Genomic DNA, 21,922 nt, shown 5'->3' with positions numbered 1-21,922 from the left:
GCACCGGGCGGCATACCCGGCACACACTCCACAGACATCCGAGTCCCCAGACTAGGAGCGTTACACCACCCGCCGTCCAGTCGGCGGCGCGCATTGTGCCGTACTCGACCACCACGACGTCCGACATGCCCGACTCGGTCGGCGAGCGCGGCGGGGAAAGTCACTCGACGCGTCCGGGCCCGCGCTGGCACAGTGCGCCCCATGACCGACTCCGAGTTGCTGACGGCCGCGGACATCCCGCTGATGCAGGGGCTCGCGCAGCGGGTCACCGCCTTGCGGCCGGACCACATCAGCGCCGGCGCCTCGTACGGGGAGCTGGCCTGGGTCTGGGGTCAGGGCTGCACGCCGTACGGCTCGACCTGGCCGCGCCGCCACTGGTACGCCGGGGACGAGCTGGTGGCGTGGGGCTGGGCGTTCCTGCCCCGCACGGTGCGCCGCCGCGACGGCTCGACCACCGAGGTCACCGGCTCGTCGCTCAGCTACCAGGTGCATCCCGGCCACCTGCACCTCGTCGACGAGATCATCGACTGGTACGACGGGGTCGCGGCCGGCCTGGAGCGGGCGGTGACACCGACCAACGCCGAACGGTTCGCGCTGGCCCGGTGGGCGGCGCACGGTTACGAGCCGGACGCCGACGACGGCGAATGGACCCAGCTCAACGGGCGCGACCTCACCGGCCTCGACGAGCCGAGGCTGCCGGACGGGTACCGGCTCCGTACCGCCGACGAGGTGGGTCCCGACGCCGCCGTCCAGGCGCACGTGGACGCGTGGGAGCGCACGTCCTACACCGCACGGAGTTATGCCGACGTGCGGCGGACGGCCGCCTACCGCGGCGACCTGCACCTGCTGGTGGAGGCGCCGGACGAGACGATGGCCGCCTCGACGATCATGTGGTTCGACCCGGCCAACGAGACCGTCGAGTTCGAGCCGGTCGGTACGCATCCGAAGCACCGGAGGCTCGGGCTGGCCCGGGCGATGCTGCTCGCCGGCATGCACCGGGCGGTCGCCGCCGGCGCCCGGCACGCGACGGTAGTCGCCGAGGGCGGCGCGCACGACTCCGGTCCTGCCCGGCTGTACCAGGGCCTCGGGTTCCGGGAGATCTCCCGGGACGCCCCCATGCTCAAGCCCGCCGGGTGAGCTCACCGCCCCGGAGCGGACACCCTCCAGGCCGCCGGTCGAGCACACCGTCGGGGGCGGACGCCCTCAAGCCCGCCGCCTGAGCCCCCGGGACGGACGCCGTCGCGGCGAAGGTCAGGACAGGCCGAGCAGGTCCGGGTCGGTCGCGAGCTTGCGCAGGTGCGCCTGCGGGTCGGCCACCAGCCGGCGGGTGTGCAGGTCGAGCAGCCCACCGACCGCGGTGACCTCGGCGGCCGCCGTACCGTCGGCGCGGACCAGGTGTTGCACCAGCCGGAACGTCTTGCGGCCCGGCGTGTACTCGAACGCGCAGCTGACGTCGACCTCGTCGCCGCCGCGCAGCTCCCGCAGGTAGCGCACCGTGGTCTCCAGCACCACCGGACCGGCGCCGGAGGCGATCAGCGCGTCCTGGCCGACGCCGGCCGCGCGCAGCGCCTCCCACCGGGCGTGCTCGGCGTACTGCAGGTAGACCGCCTGGTTGAGGTGGCCCTGGGTGTCCAGTTCATAGCCGCGGACGGTCACCCGGACGCGGAACGGTTCGGTTGTCACGCCGCTGATATTACTGCTCGGTAACCGGTTCCCCGGCGGCCGGCGGCAACCGAGTGACCAGCGCCGCAAGTTCGTCCGCGTCGAGCAGGTCGGCCGGGCTGTCGGTCACCCCGGTCGCCACGTAGTGGAACGCCGCCCCCACGTCCGCCAGCGGCACGCCGAACAGCTCGGCCGCGGCCAGCCGGTACGCGGCGAGCTGGACCGCCGCCGAGCGCGCCGCGTCGCCGGTCGGCTGCCGGCCGGTCTTCCAGTCGACCACCCGCAGCCCGCCGCCGGGCTCGGCGAACACCGCGTCCATCCGGCCGCGGACCACCACCCCGGCCAGGACGGTCACGAACGGCACCTCCACCGCGAGCGGCGTACGGGTCGCCCACTCGCTGGCCAGGAACCGACGCTGCAGCTGCGCGAGGTCGGCATCGACGCCGGTGTCCCGGTCGGCGGCGCCGGGCAACTCGTCCAGGTCCAGCAGCGCCTGGCTGCCGAGCCGCTGCTCCAGCCAGCGGTGGAACTCGGTACCGCGGCTCGCGGCGCGCTCCGGCGGCCGGGGCAGCGGCCGGCGGATCCGGCGCGCCAGCGCGCCCGGATCGTCGGCCAGGCCGACCAGGTCGGTGACGGTCAGCGCGGCGGGCAGCGCCACCTCACCGACGCCGCGCGCCTCGGTGTCGCGCTCGGCCAGCAACAGCTCCACCTCGTACGCCCAGCGCCGCTCCTCCGCGCCCGCCCCGTCCGCGCCCCCGCCGACCAGCGCGTCAGCGTCGGCAACGGCGTCGCCGGCCGGTGCTTCGGTGTCGGCGTCGGCAGGGGCGTGGCCGGCCGGCGCGTCGGCGTCGGCGGTGACGCTGCCGGGCGACGTGGCGGCGCGGAGGGCGGCGAGCTCGGTGCGGACCAGCTCGGCGGCGGCGGTGAGGTCGCGGCGGCGCTCCCCCAGCGGGTCGTCCGGCCAGTGGGCGCGCAGCGGGTTCGCCTTGACCGGGTTCGGCGCGTCGGGCTCCGGCTCGTCGGCCCACTCGTCCACGTACCCGGCACCGGCCAGGCACCGCTCACGTACCTCGGTGAGCAGTGCGGACGGGCCGCGGCGGCCCTGCGCGTCGCCGTCCCACCAGTACCCGGAACACAGCAGCAGCCGGCGCGGCCGGGTGACCGCCACGTACGCCAGGCGGCGCTCCTCGGCCGCGTCGTGCTCGGCCCAGCGGGCGAGAAAGTCGCGGCGGGCCCGGTTGAACGCCTTGTGGTCGCCGACCGCGGACAGCTCCAGCTCGGGCAGCCCGGTACGGTCGCCGCGCAGCGCGAACGGCAGCACGCCGGGCCGGTTGAGCCAGTGGTCGCCCTGCGAGCGGGCCGGGAACACGTTCTCGGCGGCGCCGGCCAGCGCCACCACGTCCCACTCCAGCCCCTTGGCCGCGTGCACGGTCAGCACCTGTACCGCGCCGGTGACGACCTCGACGTGGCCCGGCTCCAGGCCGCGCTCCTGCTCCTCGGCGGCGGCGAGGAAGGCGAGGAACCCGGCCAGCGTCGCGGTGTCGGAGTCGGCGGCGAACTGCGCCGCCACGTCGGCGAACGCGTCCAGGTGGGCCCGGGCCAGCCCGACGGCCGCACCCGACCCGGCGGCACCCGCCACGCCCGCCGAGCCGCCCGCCGCCCCGGCCCGGACCGCGACCTCGACGTCCAGGCCGATGGTGTGCTCGACGTCGGCGATCAGGTCGGGCAGCGACTGGCCGAGCCGGGACCGCAGCACGGCCAGCTCGGCGGCGAACGCGGTCAGGCGGCGGTAGCCGGTCGGCGAGTACAGGGCGGGGTCGCCGAGATCGTCGAGCGCCTCCACCAGCGTGACCTCGGGGGGCAGCGCGAGCTCCGCCAGGTCGGGCCGGTCGCGTCGGGACAGTTCCCGGGAGCGCCGGTGCAGCGCGACGATGTCGCGCGGTCCGATCCGCAGCCGCGGCCCGGTCAGCAGCCGCAGCAGCCCGGCGCCGGCGGCCGGGTCGGCCAGGACCTGCAGGGTGGTGACGACGTCGCGCACCTCGGGGGTGTCCAGCAGCCCACCCAGCCCGACCACCTCGACCGGCAGGCCGCAGGCCCGCAACGCCTGCTCCAGTACCGGGATCTGGCGGCGGGAACGCACCAGTACCGCGGTGGTGGGCGGATCGTCCATCGTGGCGTTGGTGGACCAGTGGCGGGCGATCGACTCGGCGACCCAGGACGCCTCGTCGGCGGCGGTGGTCAGCAACGCGCACCGCACCGCCCGGCCGTACGGGGCGTGCGGCGCGGCGGAGAGCACCACCGCGGCGCTGCCGGCATCGCGCAGCGGGCGGCTGACCTCGTTCGCCACCGACAGCACCGAGGGCGGGTTGCGCCAGCTGGTGGTCAGCGCGAGCCGGCGGGCGGGGCGTCCGTCGGCGAGCGCGAAGTCGGTGGGGAACCGCTCCAGGGTGCCGGCGCTGGCGCCGCGCCAGGCGTAGATGGACTGGGCCGGGTCGCCGACCGCGGTCACCGCATGGCCGCGGCCGAACAGCGCGCGCAGCAGCACCACCTGCGCGTGCGAGGTGTCCTGGTACTCGTCGAGCAGCACCACCCGGTAGCGGTCGCGTTCGGTGGCCCCGACGACCGGGTGCTGCACGGCGACGGTGGCGGCCCGGGACAGCTGGTCGCCGTAGTCCATCGCCTCGGCGGCGACCTTGCGCTCGACGTACTTGGTGACCAGCGGAAGCAGCTGCAACCGTGCCTGCTGGCGGGCCACCATCCGGGCGGTGTCGGCGGACATGGCGCCGGGCAGCGCCTGCAGGCCGGCGATCAGCCGTTCGGTGAAGCGGTACAGCCGGTCCGGCTCGCACAGGTGCTCGGACAGCTCGGCGGCGAGGCCGAGCACCTCGCCGGTGACGGTCACCGGCGCGAGGTCGACCGCCGACATGTCACCGTCGTACGCCCGGACCACGGCGTCGGCGAGCTGCCAGCAGGCCGCCTCGCTCAGCAGCCGGGTGGTCGGCTCGTACCCGGCGCGCAGCCCGTGCTCGGTGACCACCCGCGCCGCGTACGAGTGGTAGGTGGCCACGGTGGGCTCACCGCCCAGCGTGTCCGGATCGCGTTGCGCGGCAGCCGGTTCCGCCCGCTCCGGGCTGGCGCCGACGATGCCGCCGGCCGGCGCACCGGAGCTGCCATCGGCGGGTACCCCGGCACTCCCGCCGGCTGGGTCCCGGGTGGCGCCGCCGGTGGGTTCGCCGGCGATCTCCGGGATACGGGCGAGCTGGCCGAGCCGGGCCCGGATCCGGGTGGACAGCTCGCCGGCGGCCTTGCGGGTGAAGGTCAGGCCGAGCACCTGGTCGGGCCGTACCATCCGATTCGCCACCAGGTAGACGACCCGGGACGCCATCGTCTCGGTCTTGCCCGAGCCTGCCCCGGCAACCACCAGCAGCGGGCCGAGCGGGGCGCCGATCACCGCCGCCTGCTCGTCGGTGGGTTGCGGCAGACCGAGCAGCTCGGCCAGCCGGTGCGGCGTCAGTACGCTCACGGGTCGGTCACCCGCCGCCCGTGTGTCGACAGTGGACAGCTGGTCTGCACCGCGCAGGAGCGGCAGTGCTCGTTGATCACCGCATCGAAGGTGGCCGCGGCCATCCGGCGGGCCGCGTCGTGCACCATCTCCTGCGCCCAGGCCGGGTTGTCCGCGTCGGCCAGCGCCGGCTGGTGCTGCTCGCGCGGGTGCGCCCGGGAACCGCCCAGCTGCACCAGCGCCGCTCCGCCGGGGCCGGCGCCGGGGGTGACGCCGGGCAGGTCGTCGAACGCGCCGTGCTCCGCGGCCACCTGGTACGCGCCGAGCTGCGGGTGCTGCGCGGCCTGCGCGTCGGTGGGTGCGCTGCCGCCGGTCTTGAGGTCGATGATGACCGGGCGGCCGGCGTCGTCGACCTCCAACCGGTCGACCGCGCCGGTCAGCTCGACATCGGGCGCGTCGTCGCGGGACGGCAGCCGGGTGCGGAACCGGCGTTCGGTGGCGGCGAGCCGGCGCGGGTTGTCGGCCAGCCACTCGGCGAGCTTGTCGAGCATCCGGTCGGCCTCGGCGCGCTTCTTGCCGACCACCCAGCGGGCCGGGAACTCCACCTCGTCCCAGTGCTCGTCCAGGAACTTGCGCAGCGCGCCCAGGTCGTCGGCCTCGGCGGCGGCCGCATGGACCAGGGTACCGACGCTCTGCTCGACGCCGGGTGGGTTGGCGCCGCCGTGGCGTTCCAGCGCCCAACGCAGCCCGCAGCGCCGCACGTTCTCCACAGTGGACGGTGAGACCTCGACGGTCTCGCCGACCCCGGCCAGCGGCCGGGCGTCGGACAGCTCGCCCATCCCCCACCAGGAGTTCGGGTGCGCGCCGGTCACCCCGGCGGCCGCCAGCCGGGCCAGCTGGCGGGCGGCGGCCCGCTGCCGGACCGGTGGCGCGGCCGGGTCGACCAGCACCGTGCGCAGCTCGGCGACCAGCGCCGGCAACGTCAACGCCCGTGGCACCGCGGCGACCCGCTCGGTGTCTACAGTAGACAGTTCGGTGAGGAACCGGCTGGGCAGCTCCTCGCCGTCGCCGGCAGCCACCGCCGACACCAGCAGCCGGCGCCGGGCCCGGGTCGCCGCCACGTAGAACAGCCGCCGCTCCTCGTCCAGCAGCGCGGCGCGCTGCGCCGCCGTGCCCACGACCGGCGGGTCGGCCGGCTCCTCGGTACCGGGCTCGGGCCGGCGGCCGGCGGCGAGGTCGACCACCAGCTCGGAACCGAGCAGGCTGCCGCGCAGCCGCAGATCCGGCCAGGCGCCCTCCTGCACCCCCGGCACCGCGACCAGGTCCCACTCCGCACCCTTGGCCGCGTGCACGGTCAGGATCCGTACCGCCGGGCCGCGCTCCGCGGTCGGCGCCAGCGAGTCGCCCGGAAGCTGTTGCGCCGCAACGTGATCGGCGAACGCGACCGGTGCGGCGCCGGGCAGCCGCTCGGTGAACCGGCGGGCCGCGTCGAACAGCGTCAGCACCGCGTCCAGGTCGCGGTCGGCGGCGGCGCCGCGCTGCCCGCCGGCCGCCGCGAGCCGCAGCCAGGAGCCTTCCAGGCCGCTGTGCGACCACACCGCCCACAGCACGTCCAGCGCGCCGGCACCGGGCTGCGCGGCGGAGCGCCGGGCAATCGCGAGCAGCTCGGCGATGCGTACCGCCGGGGCGGCCCAGCGGCGGTCGACGGCGGCGAGCTCGACCGGCCGGCGCAGCGCCTCCAGCAGCAGCACCCCGGACGGGCGCCGGTCGCCGCCGGGCAGCGCCAGCGCACGCAACCCCTGCCGCAGCTGACGCTCGGTGAACGGGTCCGCGCCGCCCAGCGGCGAATGCAGCAGCGCCACCGCGGACTCCTCGTCCAGGGTCTCCGGGCGCAGCGCGCAGCGCAGCAACAGCAGCAGCGGCGCCACCGCGGACTGCGCGGACAGCGGCAGGTCCTCCGCGGCGACCCGGATCGGCACGCCGGCCTGGGTCAGCGCCCGGCGCAGCGGGGTCAGCTGCCGGGCGGTCGAGCGCACCAGTACCGCCATCCTCGACCACGGCACGCCGTGCAGCAGGTGCGCCTGGCGCAGCGCGTGCGCGAGGTAGGCGGCCTCGTGCGCGGCGGAGGCGAACACCCGCACGTCGACGCTGCCGTCGGCGGGACCGGCCGGGGCGATCGCGCGGTGCCGGGCCGGGCCGGGCAGCCGGGCGGTGATCCGGCCGGTGGCGGCGGCCAACTGCGGCGCCTGCCGCCAGCCGGTGCGCAGCGTCACCGTCGGCGCCGGTACCCCCGGGGCGGCCGGGAACCGGTCGCAGAACTCGGTGACGCCGGCGGGATCGGCGCCGCGGAACGCGAACGTGGACGAGTCCGGGTCGCCGAACGCGACCAGGAACCGGCCGTCGCCGGCCAGCAGTTCGAGCAGCTCGCGCTGCGCCGGGTCGGTGTCGTGCAGCTCGTCGACGAAGCACCACCGGTACCGGTCGCGTTCGGCGGCGAGCAGCTCCGGATCGCCGGCCAGCAGGTCGATCGCGGCGCGGGTCAGCTCCGCCGGGTCGTAGGCGACCGAGCCGCCTGGCGTCGCGTCGCGCAGCGCCAGCACCGAGGCGTACTGGTCGGCGAAGCGGGCCGCGGCGGTCCACTCGCCACGCCCCAGCTCGCGCCCCCAGCGGGCCAGCTGCCACGCGGTGACGCCGCGTTCGGCGGCGCGGGCGAGCAGGTCGCGCAGCTCGCCGACGAAGCCGCGGGTGGCCAGCGCGGCGCGCAGCGGCTCCGGCCACCCCGCGTCGTACACCGCCTCGGCGCGGCCGATGGCCAGCAGCTCGCGGATCGTCACGTCCTGTTCCGGGCCGGACAGCAGCCGCGGTGGCGGTCCACCGCGCGCCACGGCGGCGCGGCGCAGCAGCCCGAACGCGTACCCGGGGAAGGTCCGCACGGTCGGCTCGGCCCGGAACCGCGGCCGGGTCGACGCCGCGGTCGGGCCGGTGGTGAGTCGGGCGGCGATGCCGCGGCGCAGCCGGTCGGCCATCCGCCGGCCGAACGTGAGCACCAGCACGTGTTCGGCGTCGCCGGCGGCGGCGCGGGCGGCGACCGCGGAGACCAGCGTGGTGGTCTTGCCGGTACCGGGTGCGCCGAGCACCAGCAGCGGGCCGGCAGCGTGCTCGATCACCTGGCGCTGGGCAGCGTCGGGCCCCAGCGGTGCCGAATCGGGCATCGCCGGACGGACGAGTCTCAACCCCCCGGCGGTTCCGAGCGGTGGATCGGCGGGGCCGCCCCGCTCGACGCTCGGACCGCTCACGGCCGGATGTCCCGGCACGCTGCGCTCACCCCGCCATCAGACCATGCCGGTCCGACAGCCACCCACCGGCCACGCCCGACCGGCGGACCCGCCCGGGCGCGCGGCCCACGCCGGCCGGTCGAGCGGCGCGGCAGCGCTTCCGAGCCGCGGGCGACCCGGACAGCGACTGCCCGCCGCCCGCGGATCACGCCGCCGCCCGCACCGGACGCGGGCCCGGCAGCCGGCAGGCCTCGCGTGCCGGGCGGCCGGCACGGAGCCGCGCGGGGAAGCGTGGTCAGCCGCGGGTGGTCGGACGGTGGCGCCAGGCCTGGACCAGCCCGACGACACCGGCGATGCAGGGCAGCAGGGTCAGCGTCCCGAACAGGTACGGAACGATCACCTGGTAGTGCTCGCCGCCCACCGACAGGTTGGTCAGCGCGATCAGGATGCCGGCGGCGAACGCGACGACGCCGACCACCAGCCCCCAGCGCCGGCCCCGGCGCACGGCGCGGATGGTCAGCAGCCACAGCGGGACACCCAGCGCCGAGGTCACTGCGAGGTAGATCGCGATGGCGTTGCGGTCCAGCGAGACGTCGTGCGCGCTCCAGTGCGGGTACGCGGCGCGCACGTGCTCGGCGAGCAGGCCGGTGGTGGCCAGGTCGAGCAGCGGCGCGACGGTGGCGACGAGTGTCAGCGCGAGCCCGACGTAAAGCCAGAGCGGCCGGCGGGTGCCGGTCGCCGGCGATCGGTCGATGGTTGCGGTCACGGCTGATCCTCCCGAAATCTACGCCGTAGGTTTACCGCTCGTACGATACGTTCTACGGCGTAGGATTGCCAACGAGAAAGGCGGCGGACGTGGCCAGGCGCACGCAGGGCACCTCGGCGGGGCTGGATCGCGGCAAGATCGCCCGCGCCGCGGTCGCCCTGGTCGACCGGGACGGACTCGACCGGTTCGGGGTGCGCCGCCTCGCCCAGGAACTCGAGGTCGACCCGATGTCGATCTACCACCACGTCAAGGGCAAGGCGGCGCTGCTGGACGCCATGTCCGAGGCGGTACTGGTCGAGATGATGTCCGGCGCGGGCGACCCGCCGGGCGGCTGGGTCGAGACCGCCCGGTGGATCGCGCAGCACTACCGCGACCTCGCGTACCGGCATCCCGAGGTGTTCCCGCTGCTGGTCACCCGCGCGCAGCTCAACCCGGTGGCGCTGACGGCGCTGAACCAGCTGGTCGACGCGATGCGTACCGCCGGGCTGCCCGACCGGGTGGTCGCCGACGCACCGATGACGCTGTTCGGCTTCCTCAACGGCTACCTGCTGGCCGTACTCAACGGGCAGCCCGGCGCGTCGCCGGCGGTCGACCCCGCCGCGTACCCGGCACTGGCCAGCGTCACGCCGCTGCAGCACGACTACGGGACGGCGACCGAGTTCGACCGGCTGCTCGACACCGTCCTCGCCGGTCTCGGCGCCCGCGCCGCGAACCCCGGGGCGGCCCGGTGACACCCGCCACGGCCCGGCTCGCCGAGCGCCACGGGCCGGGGGCAGACCGAGCTCAGCGGCCCGGCTGACCATCGCCGACAGCGTGCCGAGCCTGGGGAAGTCCTTCTCACCCAGCACGAGCGGCCCGGCCTGGAGTAGCGGCCGGACCGTGTCCGTCAGCCGGTCATCCGCCGGGCGTCGCGTCGTCCGGCCGGTAGCCCAGCAGGATGTCGTGATCGTGCCGGGAACCGGCGGTCAGGTGCAGCGCGTTCGAGACGGTCGGATAGCCCGACGCGACGAGCGTGTACTCCCCCGGCGGCATCCCGGTGAACCGGTAGCCGCCGTCCGGGCCGGTCCGGCACCGGCCAGCCACCTCTCCGTCGGCGTCCAGCAGCGTCACCAGCGCATCCGCCAGCGGCAGGTGGTCCCGGCCGCCGCGCGCGATGCCGGCGAGCACGGCGTCGCCCACCAGCGCCACCTCCACCGCCGCGGTACCCGTCGAGGGCACCGCCACCGGCACCGCGACCGGCCGGTACCCGGGCGCGTTGCCGACCACCGTGTACCCGCCGCCGATCAGCTCGGCGAACCGGAACGTGCCGTCCGCGCCGGCCGTGACCGCGCCCAGTACCGCCCCGGAGGAATCCATCAGCGAGACGACCGCCGCCGGTACCGCGGTCGCGCCGCCGGACAGCCGCACCCTGCCGGCGATCGCGGCGGTACCGACCAGCGTGAGGTCCAGTTGCACCGGCGCACCGTCCACCGCCACCACCGACGCCAGCGGCTGGTGCCCGCGCGCCCGCGCGATCAGCGTGTACGTGCCGGATCGCGGCACCGCAAGCTCGTACCAGCCGTCCGTCCCGCTGACATCCCGGTCCGCCTGCCGGCCGGCCAGGTCGATCACCGTCACCGCCGCCTGCGGTACCGGTGTCGCACCGGCCCGCACGTACCCGCGCACCCGCGTGCCCGACCCGCGGCGCAGGTCCGTGGTGCGCTCCGGGTCGGTGTCGATGTGCGGATCCCAGTCCGCCGGCGCCTGTCGCGCGTCGGCCAGCCGCAGCACCGCCGCGTCGCGCGCGGTGTGGCTCGACCGCGCCGTACCGCCGACGGGCCGCCGCGCGCTGCCGGTCGACGACTGCGCGGGGCCCGGCACGGCCCGGCGTTGCTCCGGACCGGGCGTGCCGCCCGGTACCTGCCAGCCCACCGTGCCGGGTGGGAGGACGCCGGCGAGCTTGGCCCGTACCGCGGCGATGCGCTCGGCCTCGTCCGGGAGCAGCCCCGGTACCGTCGCCTCGTCCGCCCCGGCCGGTGCCTCGTACCGGCCGCCCTCGGCCGCCGCCGGTTCGCCTCGTGCGGACGACGAGGGGCGGCGGCCCGCGCCCGCCGACGCCGCCGCGGACTCGGGCTCGCCCTCGGTCACCGACCGGCCTGGCACAGCGTCGGAACGCTCGGCGTTGGCTGCGTCCCGGGCCGCCACAGACTCGCGGTGCTCGCCATCAATCACGGACCCGGCCGGCACAGTCTCGGGATGCTCGGCGTCGGCCGCGTACCGGGCCGCTACGGGGCCGCGGTGCTCAACACTGGTCACCAACCGGCCCGGCACAGCCTCGGAACACTCGGCCTCGGCGGCGTACCCGGCCGCTACGGGGCCGCGGTGCTCGGCATCGGTGGCGGCCGGCGACGCCGGTACGGGTTCGGGGTGCTCGGCGTCGGCCGCCGCCCAGGCAGGTACGGGTATCGCGGAGACCGGCCGGGCGGCCCCGTCGCGTGGCCCCGGTACCGCGTCACGTCGAGCCGACTCCGCAGGCCTCGCCGGGCGCGCGGCCCGGCCACCCGGCGCGGCGCCCGAGGCGGCCAACGGCGTCAGGTGCCTGTCCACGCCACTCCCGCGCGAGTCACCGGGCCGGGCCTCCCCGCCGCCGCGGCCGGCGGAGCGGGCGATGTGGCGGGCGGCCCGCTCCGGCGCCGCGTCCAACGAGGCCATCGAGTCCACCGACCCGATCCCGGCAGGCGCGGCGTCCTGTGCCGACCCACCCGTTTCGGCGGGCTCGTCGGTTGCCGCGGGCTCGTCGGTCACGCCGGACTCAGCGGTCGCGGCGGGATGACGGGGTACGGCGGGTACGTCGGTCCCGCCCGGCTCGGCACCGACACCCCGATCCGTGTCGCCGGCAACCGAGCTGGTGATCGCGTCGGCCGGCACGGTACCGCCGAAGAACGACGCGCCGTCCCGGGCGACGCCGGGGCGGCCCGCGCCGGTGCTGCCCGGCGGCCGGCCCAGCCAGGCCGCGTCGAGTTCCGCCGGTTCGACCGCGGCGAGCTGCCGGAACGGACCGGCGTCACCCACCAGGCCGGCGCCACGCCCGTCGCCGTCGGCACCCACATCGGGACCGCTGGAGCCGCGCGGCCCGGCGTCGCCGGCCGGTGCACCGGCCGCCGTCCCGGCCCCGGCGCCACCGTGTCCCGCTGCGTCGCGGCCGACCGGATCGGTACCGGCGGAGCCCTGCGTGGCGGAGCCGGCCCAACCGTCAGACCCGGCGGACCGGATGGCGTCGGGCCGGGCGGAGTCGGGAGTTGTGTCGGCACCGGCGGCGTGCGATCCGGGCGTACCGGGGTGCGCGCGGTGCGAGCCGGGGCGGCTCCGGTCTGCGCCGGCTTCGGCCCGGTCCCGGCGGCCGGTAGGGCCTTCGGCGGAGGCTGGTGGCCGGCTCGCGGCCGGGTCGGCCGAGGTCGGCACCGGGCGCGGCGCGCGCCGCGGCTCGTGCAGCGTGGCGGCCAGTACCAGCAGGATGGCCGCGAGCAGCGCGCCCGCGCCGATGCCGGCGGGCCACCGCCAGCCGTACCTGTCCTGGTCGATGTGGCCGGTCACGGCGAGCCCGGCGCCGGCGAGCAGCACGCCGATGATCAGCCCGGCGAGCATCGCCGGTATCCACCAGACTGCGGCCCGGTGTCGCGGCCTCGCCGTCGTGTCCGCCACCCTGTCGTCCCCCTTCGTCGCGCCGCGCAGGCACGCGGCGCAGCCCCGGTGTCGGCTCCGGCGACCGGTCGACGGCCGCCGGGAGAGGTGGCGCGACGGGAAGACCGGCGCGCGCCGGCCCGAGGGGTCCCGTCGACGATACCCGGGCGAACCGGACACCGCGCCGGCGATCATACGCCGCCGCAGCGGTACGACCTGCCGCCCGCCGGCGCCGCCAAGCGCCACACCCATCCAACGCAGCATCGCGCCAGACGCAACGCAACGCCGAGCGGGCAGGGACCGCGAGGCACGCGGGCGGGCCGGAACCGGGAGGCGACCGGTCCCGGGACCGGGAGGCGACCGGTCTCGTGGCCGGTCGCCGCCAGGCGACGCGATCCGCTCGCCGCCAAACGCCGCGGACCGCTCGCCGGCAAACGCCCCGGAGGTTCCACCCGGCTGCTGGCTGCGGACCCCGAAACCGGGCGCGACCCGGGCCGCGTCAGTTCACACGGCTGGGCGGTGACGTCTTCGTAGGGCGCGCCAGGCGGATCACGCCGGCCGGTGCGCCGGGGTCTGCAGCAGGCTGAGGAACTCGACGAGCAGGGCGGCGCGGCGCTCCGGCGGCAGCGTGGCGAGCAGCGTGTTGACGATCGCCATCGACTCGGGCAGCCCGTCCGGGCCGAAGCCGGCCGCGGCGGCGAGCCCGGCCATCGTCTCCGGGCCCAGCGTCGCCGGGTCGAGGTCGGCGACCGCGGCGGCGAGCTCCGGCGGTACCTGGATCGGCGCGGCACGGGCCGCGGCGACGGCGTCGTGCAGCGCCGGGCCGAACTCGGCGACCTGGTCGGCGACGGCGGCGGTGACCGACAGGTGGATGCTCGCCGGCAGCGGCGGGTACGGCAGCTGCGGCTGGGTGTGCCAGCCGCGCGCGGCGAGCTGGTCGGCCAGCACGTACGGGTCGGGGTCGGTGCAGGTAAACACGACCACCGAGGTCTGCGGCTCGGCCAGCAACCGCAGACCGTCTACAGTGGACACCGCGGCGGCCAGGCCGGTGACCGCGGACCACGTGCGCTCCGCCAGGCGCAGGTACCCGTCGTCGCCGAGGTGGCGCAGCGTCGCCCAGGCGCCGGCGACCGGACCACCGGAGCGGGTCGAGGCGACCGTGGCGTTCAGCAACGGGTAGCCTGGCCAGCCGGCGAACCCGAAGTACTGCGGGCGGCGCAGCGACGCGTCCCGGTGCAGCAGCACCGACACCCCCTTCGGCGCGTACGCGTACTTGTGCAGGTCGACCGAGACGCTGGTGACGCCGGGCAGCTCGAAGCCGAACGGCGGGATCGGCCGGCCGAGCCGCCGCAGGTACGGCAGCAGCCAGCCACCGAAGCACGCGTCGACGTGGCAGCGCACCCCGGCGTCGGCGGCGACCGCGGCGATCTCGGCGACCGGGTCGATCACCCCGTACGGGTAGGCCGGCGCCGAGCACGCGACCAGCACCGTGTCGGCGGTGATCGCCGCGGCCATCGCGGCCGGATCGGGAAGCAGCGTGGCCGGGTCGATTTCCACCACGTCCAGCGCCACCCGCAGGTACTGCGCGGCCTTGGCGAACGCGGCGTGCGCGCTGGCGGGTACGACCAGTCGCGGCGTGGCGAGGTCGGGGTGCGCGTCCCGGGCGGCCTTGACCGCGAGCAGCAGCGACTCGGTACCCCCGGAGGTTACGTTGCCGACCACCCCGGCCGCGGCCTCGGCGCCGGAGGTGACCTGCGCGGCGGCGGCGACCAGGTCGTTCTCCATCGCGAGCAGGCTCGGGAACGCGGTCGGGTCCAGCCCGTTGACGTGGGCGGCGAGCGCGTACGCCGAGGCGGTCAGCTGGTCCAGGCCGGGCACCGCCGCGTCGTACACGTATGCGAACAGCCGGCCGCCGTGCGTGGGCAGGTCGCGGCCGCGCAACGCGCCCAGCTCCGCGAGCACCTGCTCGGCCGGTACGCCCCGGTCCGGTAACGCCGTCATCGGTGTTCCTCCTGATCACTCGTACTGGTCGGATCGCGATCCGGTCCCCCGCCGGGCGCGGTGCCGCGGGAAACGCGTCCGCCTCCCGGCGCGCGGCCGTCGAGCTCGGCGCCGCCGCCCGGTGGGTACCGGCGAAGCGTCAGCAGGCCGAGCAGCATCACCGCGGCGGGCAGCACGGTGAAGCCGAACAGGATCCCGGTACGGGCACTGGCCGGTTGCGGCACGCCGCCGCCGGTGGACGACACGTACCCGGTCGCCGACAGCAGCAGGCCGAACACACCGGGCCCCAGCGCGAGGCCGAGCGTCTCGCCGGCGGTCCACAGGCCGGTGAACACGCCGGCCTGGCGCCGGCCGGTACGGGCGGAGGCGGCGGCGATGGTGTCCGGCAGCATCGACAGCGCGAACGTCTGCTGCCCGGCGTAGCCGATGCCCACCAGCGCGGTGCACCCGTACGCCCAGCCGGCGCCGAGCGCGCCGGCCGCGGCGAGCAGCAACCCGCCGGCGGCGAACAGCACGCTGGCGAGCAGGTACCCGGCGCGTTTGCCGAGGTGGCGGCCGAGCCGGGTCCACAGGGGCATGACCACCAGGGCCGGCCCGACGAAGCAGGCGAACAGGATGGAGTTCGCGCCGGGCCGGTCGAGCACGTGGTCGGCGAAGTACCTGACGCCGGCGAGCATCGTGCCGATCGCGACCGCCTGGATCACGAAGCAGGCGAGCAGCCGCACGAACGGCGGGTGCGCCGCGGCGACCTTCAGCTGGGCGCGCAGCGTACCGGCGGCGGTGGCGATCCGGCCGGTCGGTGCGCCGGCGGTGAGCGCGAACGCCGCCAGCGCGCCGACCGCGATCAGCGCACCGACCCCGACCCCCATCACCCGGTACCCGGCGAGCCCGCCGACCGCGTCGACCAGGGCCGGCGCGAGCGCGCCGCTGACCAGGATCGCCAGCGCCAGGACCACGATGCGGGCGCCGGCCAGCCGGGTGCGTTCGGTGGCGCTCTCGGTCAGCTCGGCCGGCATCGCCACGTACGGCACCTGGTAGGCGGCGTAGGCGGTGGCGGTGAGCAGGAAGATCACGGTGACGTAGCCGGCGCCGGCGGCGCCGCTGGCCGGCCCGGCGAACAGCGCCGCGAACAGCACGGCGACGGTGAGCCCGCCGCCGATCAGGTACGGCCGGCGCGCGCCGAGGCGGGTCACGGTGCGGTCGGAGAGCCGGCCGGCCAGCGGGTTGGCGACGATGTCCCACGCCTTGGGCAGCAGGACGAGGATGCCGCCGAGGCCGGCGGCGACGCCGAGGCTGTCGGTCAGGTACGGCAGCAGGAGCAGCCCGGGCACGGTGCCGAACGCGCCGGTGGCGAGGGAGCCGAGCGCGTAGCCGACCCGTACCCGGGTGGGCAGCCGATCGTCGACCACCGTCACCTCCCGCTGCTCGCTGGCTCGCTCGTTCGTGAGAATTCTTCATGCTTCGCGTCCGGCCGCCGATGTTATGGCCACCAGGCCGCGCGCGCCATCCACTGCACGTATCGTGCTTGCCAGGGCACGCAATGTCTCCTCCGGAGACCGGGCGTGCCCCGATCGGGAATCATCGGCAGCCACGCCTGCCGGCGCGACCGCGCCCCGAGGGCGGTGCGGCGATCGCACCGCCTCGCCGGCCGCCGCACCTCGAGGGGGTGACAGCGACGCCAGCCGGGATCGCCGCCGGGCATCCGGCCACCGCGCAGGCCGGCCTGTCCATCCTGGCCGCGGGCGGCTCGGCCGCCGACGCGGCGGTTGCCGCGGTGCTGGCCAGCTGCGCCGCCGAGACCGTGCTGACCGGCCTCGCCGGCGGCGGCTTCGCCACCTACTACGACGCCGAACACCGCACCGTGACCTGCCTGGACTTCTTCGTCGCGGTACCTGGGCTGGACGGTGACGTGACCCCGACGCCGATGACACCGGTGTCGATCACGCTCGGCAGTGTGCCCATCCCGTACGAGATCGGCGCCTCCAGCGTCGCCGTCCCGGGCGTGACCGCCGGCTGCGGCGCGCTGCACTCCCGGTGGGGGCGGCTGCCGTGGTCCAGCGTCGTGGCACCGGCCGTCGACCTGGCCCGGCACGGCACCGAACTGCCCGCCGCGCAGGCACACACGCTGCGCGCGCTCGCCCCGGCGATGCTGCCCGCCGACGGCGCCCAGGCGTACGCGCCGCGCGGCCGGCTGCTCGACGGCGGCGAGGTGCTGCACCACCCCGGCCTGGACAAGGCGATGGCCATCCTGCGAGACGAGGGACCCGACGCCTTCTACACCGGCCCCCTCGGACACACCATGATCGACGCGGTACGCGCCGGCGGCGGCGCGCTCGGCCCCGCCGACCTGGCCGAGTACCGGGTGCTGGAGCTGCCGGTCGGGCACGCCGGGTTCGCCGACGCGCACGTGTACGGGCGGGGCGACGACCTCAACCACACCATCGACACCCTCGCCGCCCTCGACGGCGCGGTGCTCGGCGCCGACCGTACCCGCCGGGCGGTGCTGCTCGCCGACGCGCTGCGCGACCATGCGCTGCAACGGCTCGGCGACACCACCAACATCTCCGTGGTCGACCCGGACGGCAACGCCTGCGTCGTCACCACCACCCTCGGCCTCGGCTCCGCCGTCTGGCTGCCCGGCCTCGGCGTCCACCTCAACTCGATGCTCGGCGAGGGCGAACTGATCATCGGCGCGCTGCCGCCGGGCGCCCGGATGAACAGCATGATGTGCCCGCTGGTGGTCACCGCCACCGAGGCCGGCCGGGCGCACACCGGCGCCGCCGCCGAGGTACCCACCGGTACCGGCAGCGCCGGCCAGCCCGGCGCCGGGCTGCCCGACGACACCCGGGTCGAGGTCAGTACGGTGCTCGGCCCCGACCAGCCCACCGCCCGCGAATCGGTCGCCGAGCTGGGCGACGTCACCGCCCCGGTCCCGGTACCCGGCAGCGGTACCGGGGCCGGGTCAGCAGCCGAGTCGTCGCCCGCTCCCGGGCCGCACGGGGACCTGCTGCTCGCCGTGGGCGCCGCCGGCGCGTCCCGGATCCGGACAGCGCTGGCGCACACCCTGCTCGGGGTGCTCGTCGACGGGCTCGACCCGGAGACCGCGATCGCCCGCGCCCGCTTCCACGTCGTCGCCGGCACCGCGCACGCCGAACCCGGCGTACCCGACGACGAACTCGCCGCCCTCGCCGACGCCGGCTACCAGATCCACCGCTGGCCCGACCTGGACCACTACTTCGGCGGCGCCTCCGCCGTGGGCCGCACCGGCGCCGGCGGCGACCCCCGCCGCGGCGGCATCGGCATCCACCTCTGACCGTGCCTGCTTGCGTCGACAGGCCCGAACGGCACCCCAGCGCCTTCTTTCCCCGACGCCACCGCCAGCCCGCGTCAGCAGGGGTCCATGACCATGGTGTCCGCGAGGCGGACGTAGAAGACATGCGAGTCGCCGCTGATGGCCTCGGCATTGGCATTGGCGGCCAGCGGCCCGGCCGTGACGTAGGCGTGCCCCTCGATCAGTCCAGCTGTCGAGCGGATGACGTGCCACCACGCGGCACCGTAGCCTCATCTCTGTGCGTCTGAGTATACGTTCCGGGCCTATGAGGTCCTAGGCTTCCCTAGGTAGTATTAAGAGGTAGTTCGTCGACTCGAGGCGGGTTGAGTGATCACGATGGATGCATGACGCTTGATCCGGACGCTGGGGAGTACCTGTGGGCACAGCTCCGGGACATCCTGGCTGAGCGGATCCGCCATGGGGACTACCCCGGCCGGATGCCGTCCGAGCTTGAGCTGGCCGAGGAGTACGGGACGGCCCGGGTCACCGTGCGACGTGCGATCGCCGAACTAGCAAAGATGGGTCTCGTGCGAGTCCTGCCCGGACGCGGTACCTACCCCGTCAAGTAGCCGCGCGGCGGGTGGCCGAGCGTCCCGGCGTACGGTGCGGGCTCGATGCGCTGTTGTTCGGCGGCTGACCCTCGTTCGTACGGGCGGCGTCTTGTCCTGTTTCCGGCCTGGCTGAAGCAGCTGGAGTCGCGCATGGCCGGCGCACAGGATGAGCGCACGGATCCCGTACGACCACGAAGGAGTAGCTATGCAGCTTCGTCTGACGGCGCCGACCAGGATGGGTGGCAGGTTGCTGCGGCTCACGATGCTGGCGGCGGTCGCGTTCGTCGCCATGATGGTGGTGACCAGCCAGGCCGCGCACGCGTCCTCGGTACGAAAGCTCCGCAACGAGTGGACCGGGCGGTGCGTCGGGGTGGCCAGCAGCATGACGGCGCCGTACCCGAGTACCTGCGCCTACGGCAGCGCCCAGTCCTGGGTGACCACCACCGTGCACACGGGCGTGGACACGTTCAAGAACGCCATGACCGCCACCTGCCTGGATGACAGCAACCTGGGTCTGCGGCTGGTCACCTGCAACGGGCAAACCTTCCAGGAGTGGAAGGTCACCTGGTACGGCGCCTGGGCCGAGTTGCGCAACGTCAACACCGGCCGCTGCCTGGACGACACCAGCGGCAAGGGGTTGCAGGCCGCCCCTTGCAACGGTGGTCAGTGGCAGCGGTGGCAACTGCCGGTGGTCTGACCCGCGACCCGACAACCAGCCGTGCCGGTGCCCGCATCGTCGGACACCGGCACGACCGCGTCCCGAGCCCCTCGGATGCCGGTACCCCTGCGGCCGGCCGATGAGTTCGGGGCGCCGGCATCGTCGGTACCGGTATGACACGAATCGTTGCGGACATCTCGATGTCGCTTGACGGCTTCGTCACCGGCCCCGATCCCGGCCCGGACAACGGGATGGGTACCGGCGGCGACGCCCTGCACGCCTGGGCGTTCTCCGACGACCCGGACGACCGGCGGATCCTGCGCGAGGCGACCAACCTGTCCGGTGCGGTCGTCCTCGGCCGCCGGCTGTTCGACGTGGTCGACGGGCCGGGCGGCTGGAACGACGAGGTCGGGTACGGCGCCGGCGAGGTCGGCAAGCCCGCGCTCGTCGTCGTGACCAGCACCCCTCCCCCGTCGGTACGGCTGACCGACCTCGACTGGACGTTCGTCACCACCGGCCTGGCCGACGCCGTCGCCACCGCCCGGCAGCGCGCCGAGGCTGCATCGGCGGAACGCGGCGCGGACCTCGACGTGGTCGTGATGGGCGGCGGCGCCACGGTCGGTTCGGCGCTCGCCGCCGGCCTGGTCGACACGCTGTCGCTGCACCTGGCCCCGGTCGTACTGGGCGCCGGTACCCCGCTGTTCACCGGTGGCGCGGCGCGCAGCCTGGCGCAACGCAGCGTCGTCGCCACCACGACCGCGACCCACCTGATCTACGACGTTCACTGACGACCGCGACGGCGCGAGAGGAGCAACCATGCACGCAGGACCCGTCATCGCCGTGAGCGACCTGGACCGGGCGCGCGAGTTCTACGAGGGTGGGCTGGGCCTGGCCGGCGAGCCGACGCCCGGCGGTTGGCTGCTGCACGCCGACGATGGCACGGTGATCTACCTGCTCGCCGGGTTCTCCGACGCCGGTACGGCCAGCTGGCCGGTGGCGAGCTTCCGGGTCGTCGACGTACGGGCCACGGTACGGGAGCTGCGATCGCGTGGCATTGCGTTCCTCGGCCCGGCGGAGCTGCCGTTCGAGCTCGACGACGACGGCGTCTCGGCGGACACCGCGGGCGTTCAGGTGGCCTGGCTGCGCGATCCGGACGGCTCGGTACTCACCGTCTTCAGCCGCACCGCAGGCTAGGGCGCCCCCGGGGCACCGCCGGTGGCGTGGATACCATCCGCCTGAAGCCTGCTGGGACACAACGGTTGTCGCCCGACGACGGCCAGCGCGCATGGCCGGCAGCACCGTACGCGTACCGACTGGGTCGGGGCAGCAGCCGCCCGCGTCGGTGTGTCCGGCCGGGAAGGTGGGTGACCCTGCGCCGGCCGGATCGGGGATCCGGCCGGCGGGTGCGGGTCAGTGCAGCAGCGGGTGCCAGCCGTCGCGGTAGGCGACGCCGCCGGGGCGCAGCCGCACCTCGTCGTGCCAGGCGCCCGGGATCGGTTCGGTACGAAGGGTTTCCGGGCGTTCGGTGAGCACGCAGACCCGCTCGCCGGGCCACCACCAGCCGCAGGAGCGGGCCAGGTCGACCCAGTCGGCGAACTGGTCGAGCGGGCCCGGCTGGTAGCGGGCGAGGCCGACCCGGCGCAGCATGTCGTAGTAGCCGATCCACGGCACGTCGTGCTGCCCGTACCAGCAGACCGGCAGCCGCCGGCCGGGGGCCAGCGCGGCGTGGATCGGCTGCCGGAACCCGGTGGCGATGCTGCGCTGCAGCGCTCCGTGCACGCTGCGGTGCAGCACCACGTTCAGCGGTGTGCCGGCGGCCAGCGCATCGCGTGGCGGCAACATCGGCCAGGGGTTCTTGGACTTGGGCGGACGTGCCGGTGCCAGTTCGGGGTCGCCCCGGTCGACGCTTGCACTGAGCGCGCCGCGTAACCCGGACGCGGCCATGGCCAGATCGCTGGCCAGCGGTGGCGAGACCGAACCGGGCCGGCGAATCACCTGGTAGAGGTCGTCGATCGTGGGCAGCCCGTCGAGGTACGGCAGCGCCGCGTGCGGCGAGTCGACCCAACGAAACCGCGGTACGGGCCGGCCGATCCTGGCGTAGATCCGGGCCAGCGCCCGTTCGGCGGTGAGCCGGTCGGCGGGATCGGTGCACAGCGCGTGGCCGAGCCATTCCTGGCGGATGTCGACTGCCTCCCGCCACAGCCGAAGGCTGTTCCCGGCGCCCGCTCGCGGGCTGTCGCCGGTTTCCGGCCGAAGGCCGGCAGCGATGGTGCGGGAGGCGGGGAAACGAAGCGCGGCGTCCAACCGCGCGGGGGCGCTCATCGCGCCTGGGCGTCGCCGCCCTTCCTGGTGAAGATCATGCCCAGATGATGCACCCCACCGGCAACCTCACGCAAGTCGATCGGTGCCACCGTCGCCGACCTGCGGCGGGAGCCGTTGCCCCGCAAGGGGTTCCCCGCGGCCAGTGCGCCCGGGGATGCGGGGGTCACGGAGTCGGCTCAGGTCTGACCGATGCG

15 protein-coding genes are annotated in these 21,922 nt (G+C 75.6%); 7 read left to right on the top strand and 8 right to left on the bottom strand.

Going from position 1 to position 21,922, the window contains the following annotated elements; genetic code table 11:
• Positions 1-201: 201 nt before the first annotated feature.
• On the top strand, positions 202-1,137 hold the full coding sequence (locus tag Asera_RS33105) for a GNAT family N-acetyltransferase (RefSeq protein WP_030448453.1): 936 nt from the start codon (positions 202-204) through the stop codon (positions 1,135-1,137).
• A 114-nt stretch (positions 1,138-1,251) separates the two neighbouring features.
• Here Asera_RS33105 and Asera_RS14890 read toward each other — a convergent pair whose 3' ends face one another.
• The 4 genes from Asera_RS14890 to Asera_RS14875 all read right to left on the bottom strand — a co-directional run bounded on the left by Asera_RS14890 (position 1,252) and on the right by Asera_RS14875 (position 9,205).
• Entirely contained in the window at positions 1,252-1,683 is a 432-nt protein-coding gene (locus Asera_RS14890) for an acyl-CoA thioesterase (RefSeq protein ID WP_030448454.1), read from the bottom strand.
• A 10-nt stretch (positions 1,684-1,693) separates the two neighbouring features.
• On the bottom strand, positions 1,694-5,224 hold the full coding sequence (locus Asera_RS14885) for an ATP-dependent helicase (protein WP_425305977.1): 3,531 nt from the start codon (positions 5,222-5,224) through the stop codon (positions 1,694-1,696).
• Entirely contained in the window at positions 5,182-8,376 is a 3,195-nt protein-coding gene (locus tag Asera_RS14880) for an ATP-dependent helicase (protein WP_051802746.1), read from the bottom strand. The genes Asera_RS14885 and Asera_RS14880 overlap by 43 nt, the downstream gene beginning before the upstream one ends.
• 358 nt (positions 8,377-8,734) lie before the next feature.
• Positions 8,735-9,205, bottom strand: a complete 471-nt coding sequence (locus Asera_RS14875; RefSeq protein ID WP_051802747.1) for a hypothetical protein — start codon at positions 9,203-9,205, stop codon at positions 8,735-8,737.
• Positions 9,206-9,294: 89 nt separating this feature from the next.
• Between Asera_RS14875 and Asera_RS14870 the strand changes: the two genes are divergently transcribed.
• Positions 9,295-9,936: a TetR/AcrR family transcriptional regulator gene (locus tag Asera_RS14870; RefSeq protein WP_030448458.1), complete on the top strand. Its 642-nt coding sequence runs from the start codon at positions 9,295-9,297 to the stop codon at positions 9,934-9,936.
• A gap of 163 nt (positions 9,937-10,099) precedes the next feature.
• Here Asera_RS14870 and Asera_RS14865 read toward each other — a convergent pair whose 3' ends face one another.
• From Asera_RS14865 to Asera_RS14855, 3 genes are all read right to left on the bottom strand, one after another.
• The gene (locus Asera_RS14865) at positions 10,100-12,886 is read right to left on the bottom strand and encodes a carboxypeptidase-like regulatory domain-containing protein (protein WP_169745893.1); all 2,787 of its coding nucleotides are present in this window, start codon (positions 12,884-12,886) and stop codon (positions 10,100-10,102) included.
• A gap of 528 nt (positions 12,887-13,414) precedes the next feature.
• Positions 13,415-14,866: a pyridoxal phosphate-dependent decarboxylase family protein gene (locus Asera_RS14860; protein WP_030448460.1), complete on the bottom strand. Its 1,452-nt coding sequence runs from the start codon at positions 14,864-14,866 to the stop codon at positions 13,415-13,417.
• Positions 14,863-16,275, bottom strand: coding sequence for an MFS transporter (locus Asera_RS14855; RefSeq protein WP_244843882.1), 1,413 nt, complete (start codon positions 16,273-16,275; stop codon positions 14,863-14,865). Before Asera_RS14855 ends, Asera_RS14860 begins: the two co-directional genes overlap by 4 nt.
• Positions 16,276-16,532: 257 nt before the next feature.
• Between Asera_RS14855 and Asera_RS14850 the strand changes: the two genes are divergently transcribed.
• The 5 genes from Asera_RS14850 to Asera_RS14830 all read left to right on the top strand — a co-directional run bounded on the left by Asera_RS14850 (position 16,533) and on the right by Asera_RS14830 (position 20,600).
• Positions 16,533-18,179, top strand: coding sequence for a gamma-glutamyltransferase (locus Asera_RS14850; protein ID WP_035297983.1), 1,647 nt, complete (start codon positions 16,533-16,535; stop codon positions 18,177-18,179).
• 362 nt (positions 18,180-18,541) lie between these two features.
• Positions 18,542-18,766, top strand: coding sequence for a GntR family transcriptional regulator (locus Asera_RS14845; protein WP_030448463.1), 225 nt, complete (start codon positions 18,542-18,544; stop codon positions 18,764-18,766).
• A 187-nt stretch (positions 18,767-18,953) separates the two neighbouring features.
• A complete protein-coding gene (locus tag Asera_RS14840) occupies positions 18,954-19,445 on the top strand; it encodes an RICIN domain-containing protein (RefSeq protein WP_169745894.1) in 492 nt (163 codons plus the stop codon).
• A 134-nt stretch (positions 19,446-19,579) separates the two neighbouring features.
• Positions 19,580-20,194 (top strand): dihydrofolate reductase family protein, encoded by a 615-nt coding sequence (locus Asera_RS14835; protein WP_030448465.1) that lies wholly within the window; start codon positions 19,580-19,582, stop codon positions 20,192-20,194.
• A gap of 28 nt (positions 20,195-20,222) precedes the next feature.
• A complete protein-coding gene (locus Asera_RS14830) occupies positions 20,223-20,600 on the top strand; it encodes a VOC family protein (protein ID WP_030448466.1) in 378 nt (125 codons plus the stop codon).
• A 216-nt stretch (positions 20,601-20,816) separates the two neighbouring features.
• Here Asera_RS14830 and Asera_RS14825 read toward each other — a convergent pair whose 3' ends face one another.
• The gene (locus Asera_RS14825) at positions 20,817-21,728 is read right to left on the bottom strand and encodes a DUF6745 domain-containing protein (protein WP_244843880.1); all 912 of its coding nucleotides are present in this window, start codon (positions 21,726-21,728) and stop codon (positions 20,817-20,819) included.
• Positions 21,729-21,922 lie beyond the last annotated feature (194 nt).

Origin of the sequence: Actinocatenispora sera (assembly GCF_018324685.1) — a bacterium.
Lineage (GTDB): Bacteria > Actinomycetota > Actinomycetes > Mycobacteriales > Micromonosporaceae > Actinocatenispora > Actinocatenispora sera.
Note: the sequence above shows the minus strand (reverse complement) of the source record. Positions and strands in the feature narration are given on the sequence as shown.

Excerpts from the sequence above, each read along its gene's own strand:
- Asera_RS14860 (WP_030448460.1), bottom strand. The coding sequence starts at position 14,866 with ATGACGGCGTTACCGGACCGGGGCGTACCGGCCGAGCAGGTGCTCGCG.
- Asera_RS14835 (WP_030448465.1), top strand. The coding sequence starts at position 19,580 with ATGACACGAATCGTTGCGGACATCTCGATGTCGCTTGACGGCTTCGTC.
- Asera_RS33105 (WP_030448453.1), top strand. The coding sequence starts at position 202 with ATGACCGACTCCGAGTTGCTGACGGCCGCGGACATCCCGCTGATGCAG.
- Asera_RS14845 (WP_030448463.1), top strand. The coding sequence starts at position 18,542 with ATGACGCTTGATCCGGACGCTGGGGAGTACCTGTGGGCACAGCTCCGG.
- Asera_RS14880 (WP_051802746.1), bottom strand. The coding sequence starts at position 8,376 with ATGCCCGATTCGGCACCGCTGGGGCCCGACGCTGCCCAGCGCCAGGTG.
- Asera_RS14825 (WP_244843880.1), bottom strand. The coding sequence starts at position 21,728 with ATGAGCGCCCCCGCGCGGTTGGACGCCGCGCTTCGTTTCCCCGCCTCC.
- Asera_RS14840 (WP_169745894.1), top strand. The coding sequence starts at position 18,954 with ATGCAGCTTCGTCTGACGGCGCCGACCAGGATGGGTGGCAGGTTGCTG.
- Asera_RS14830 (WP_030448466.1), top strand. The coding sequence starts at position 20,223 with ATGCACGCAGGACCCGTCATCGCCGTGAGCGACCTGGACCGGGCGCGC.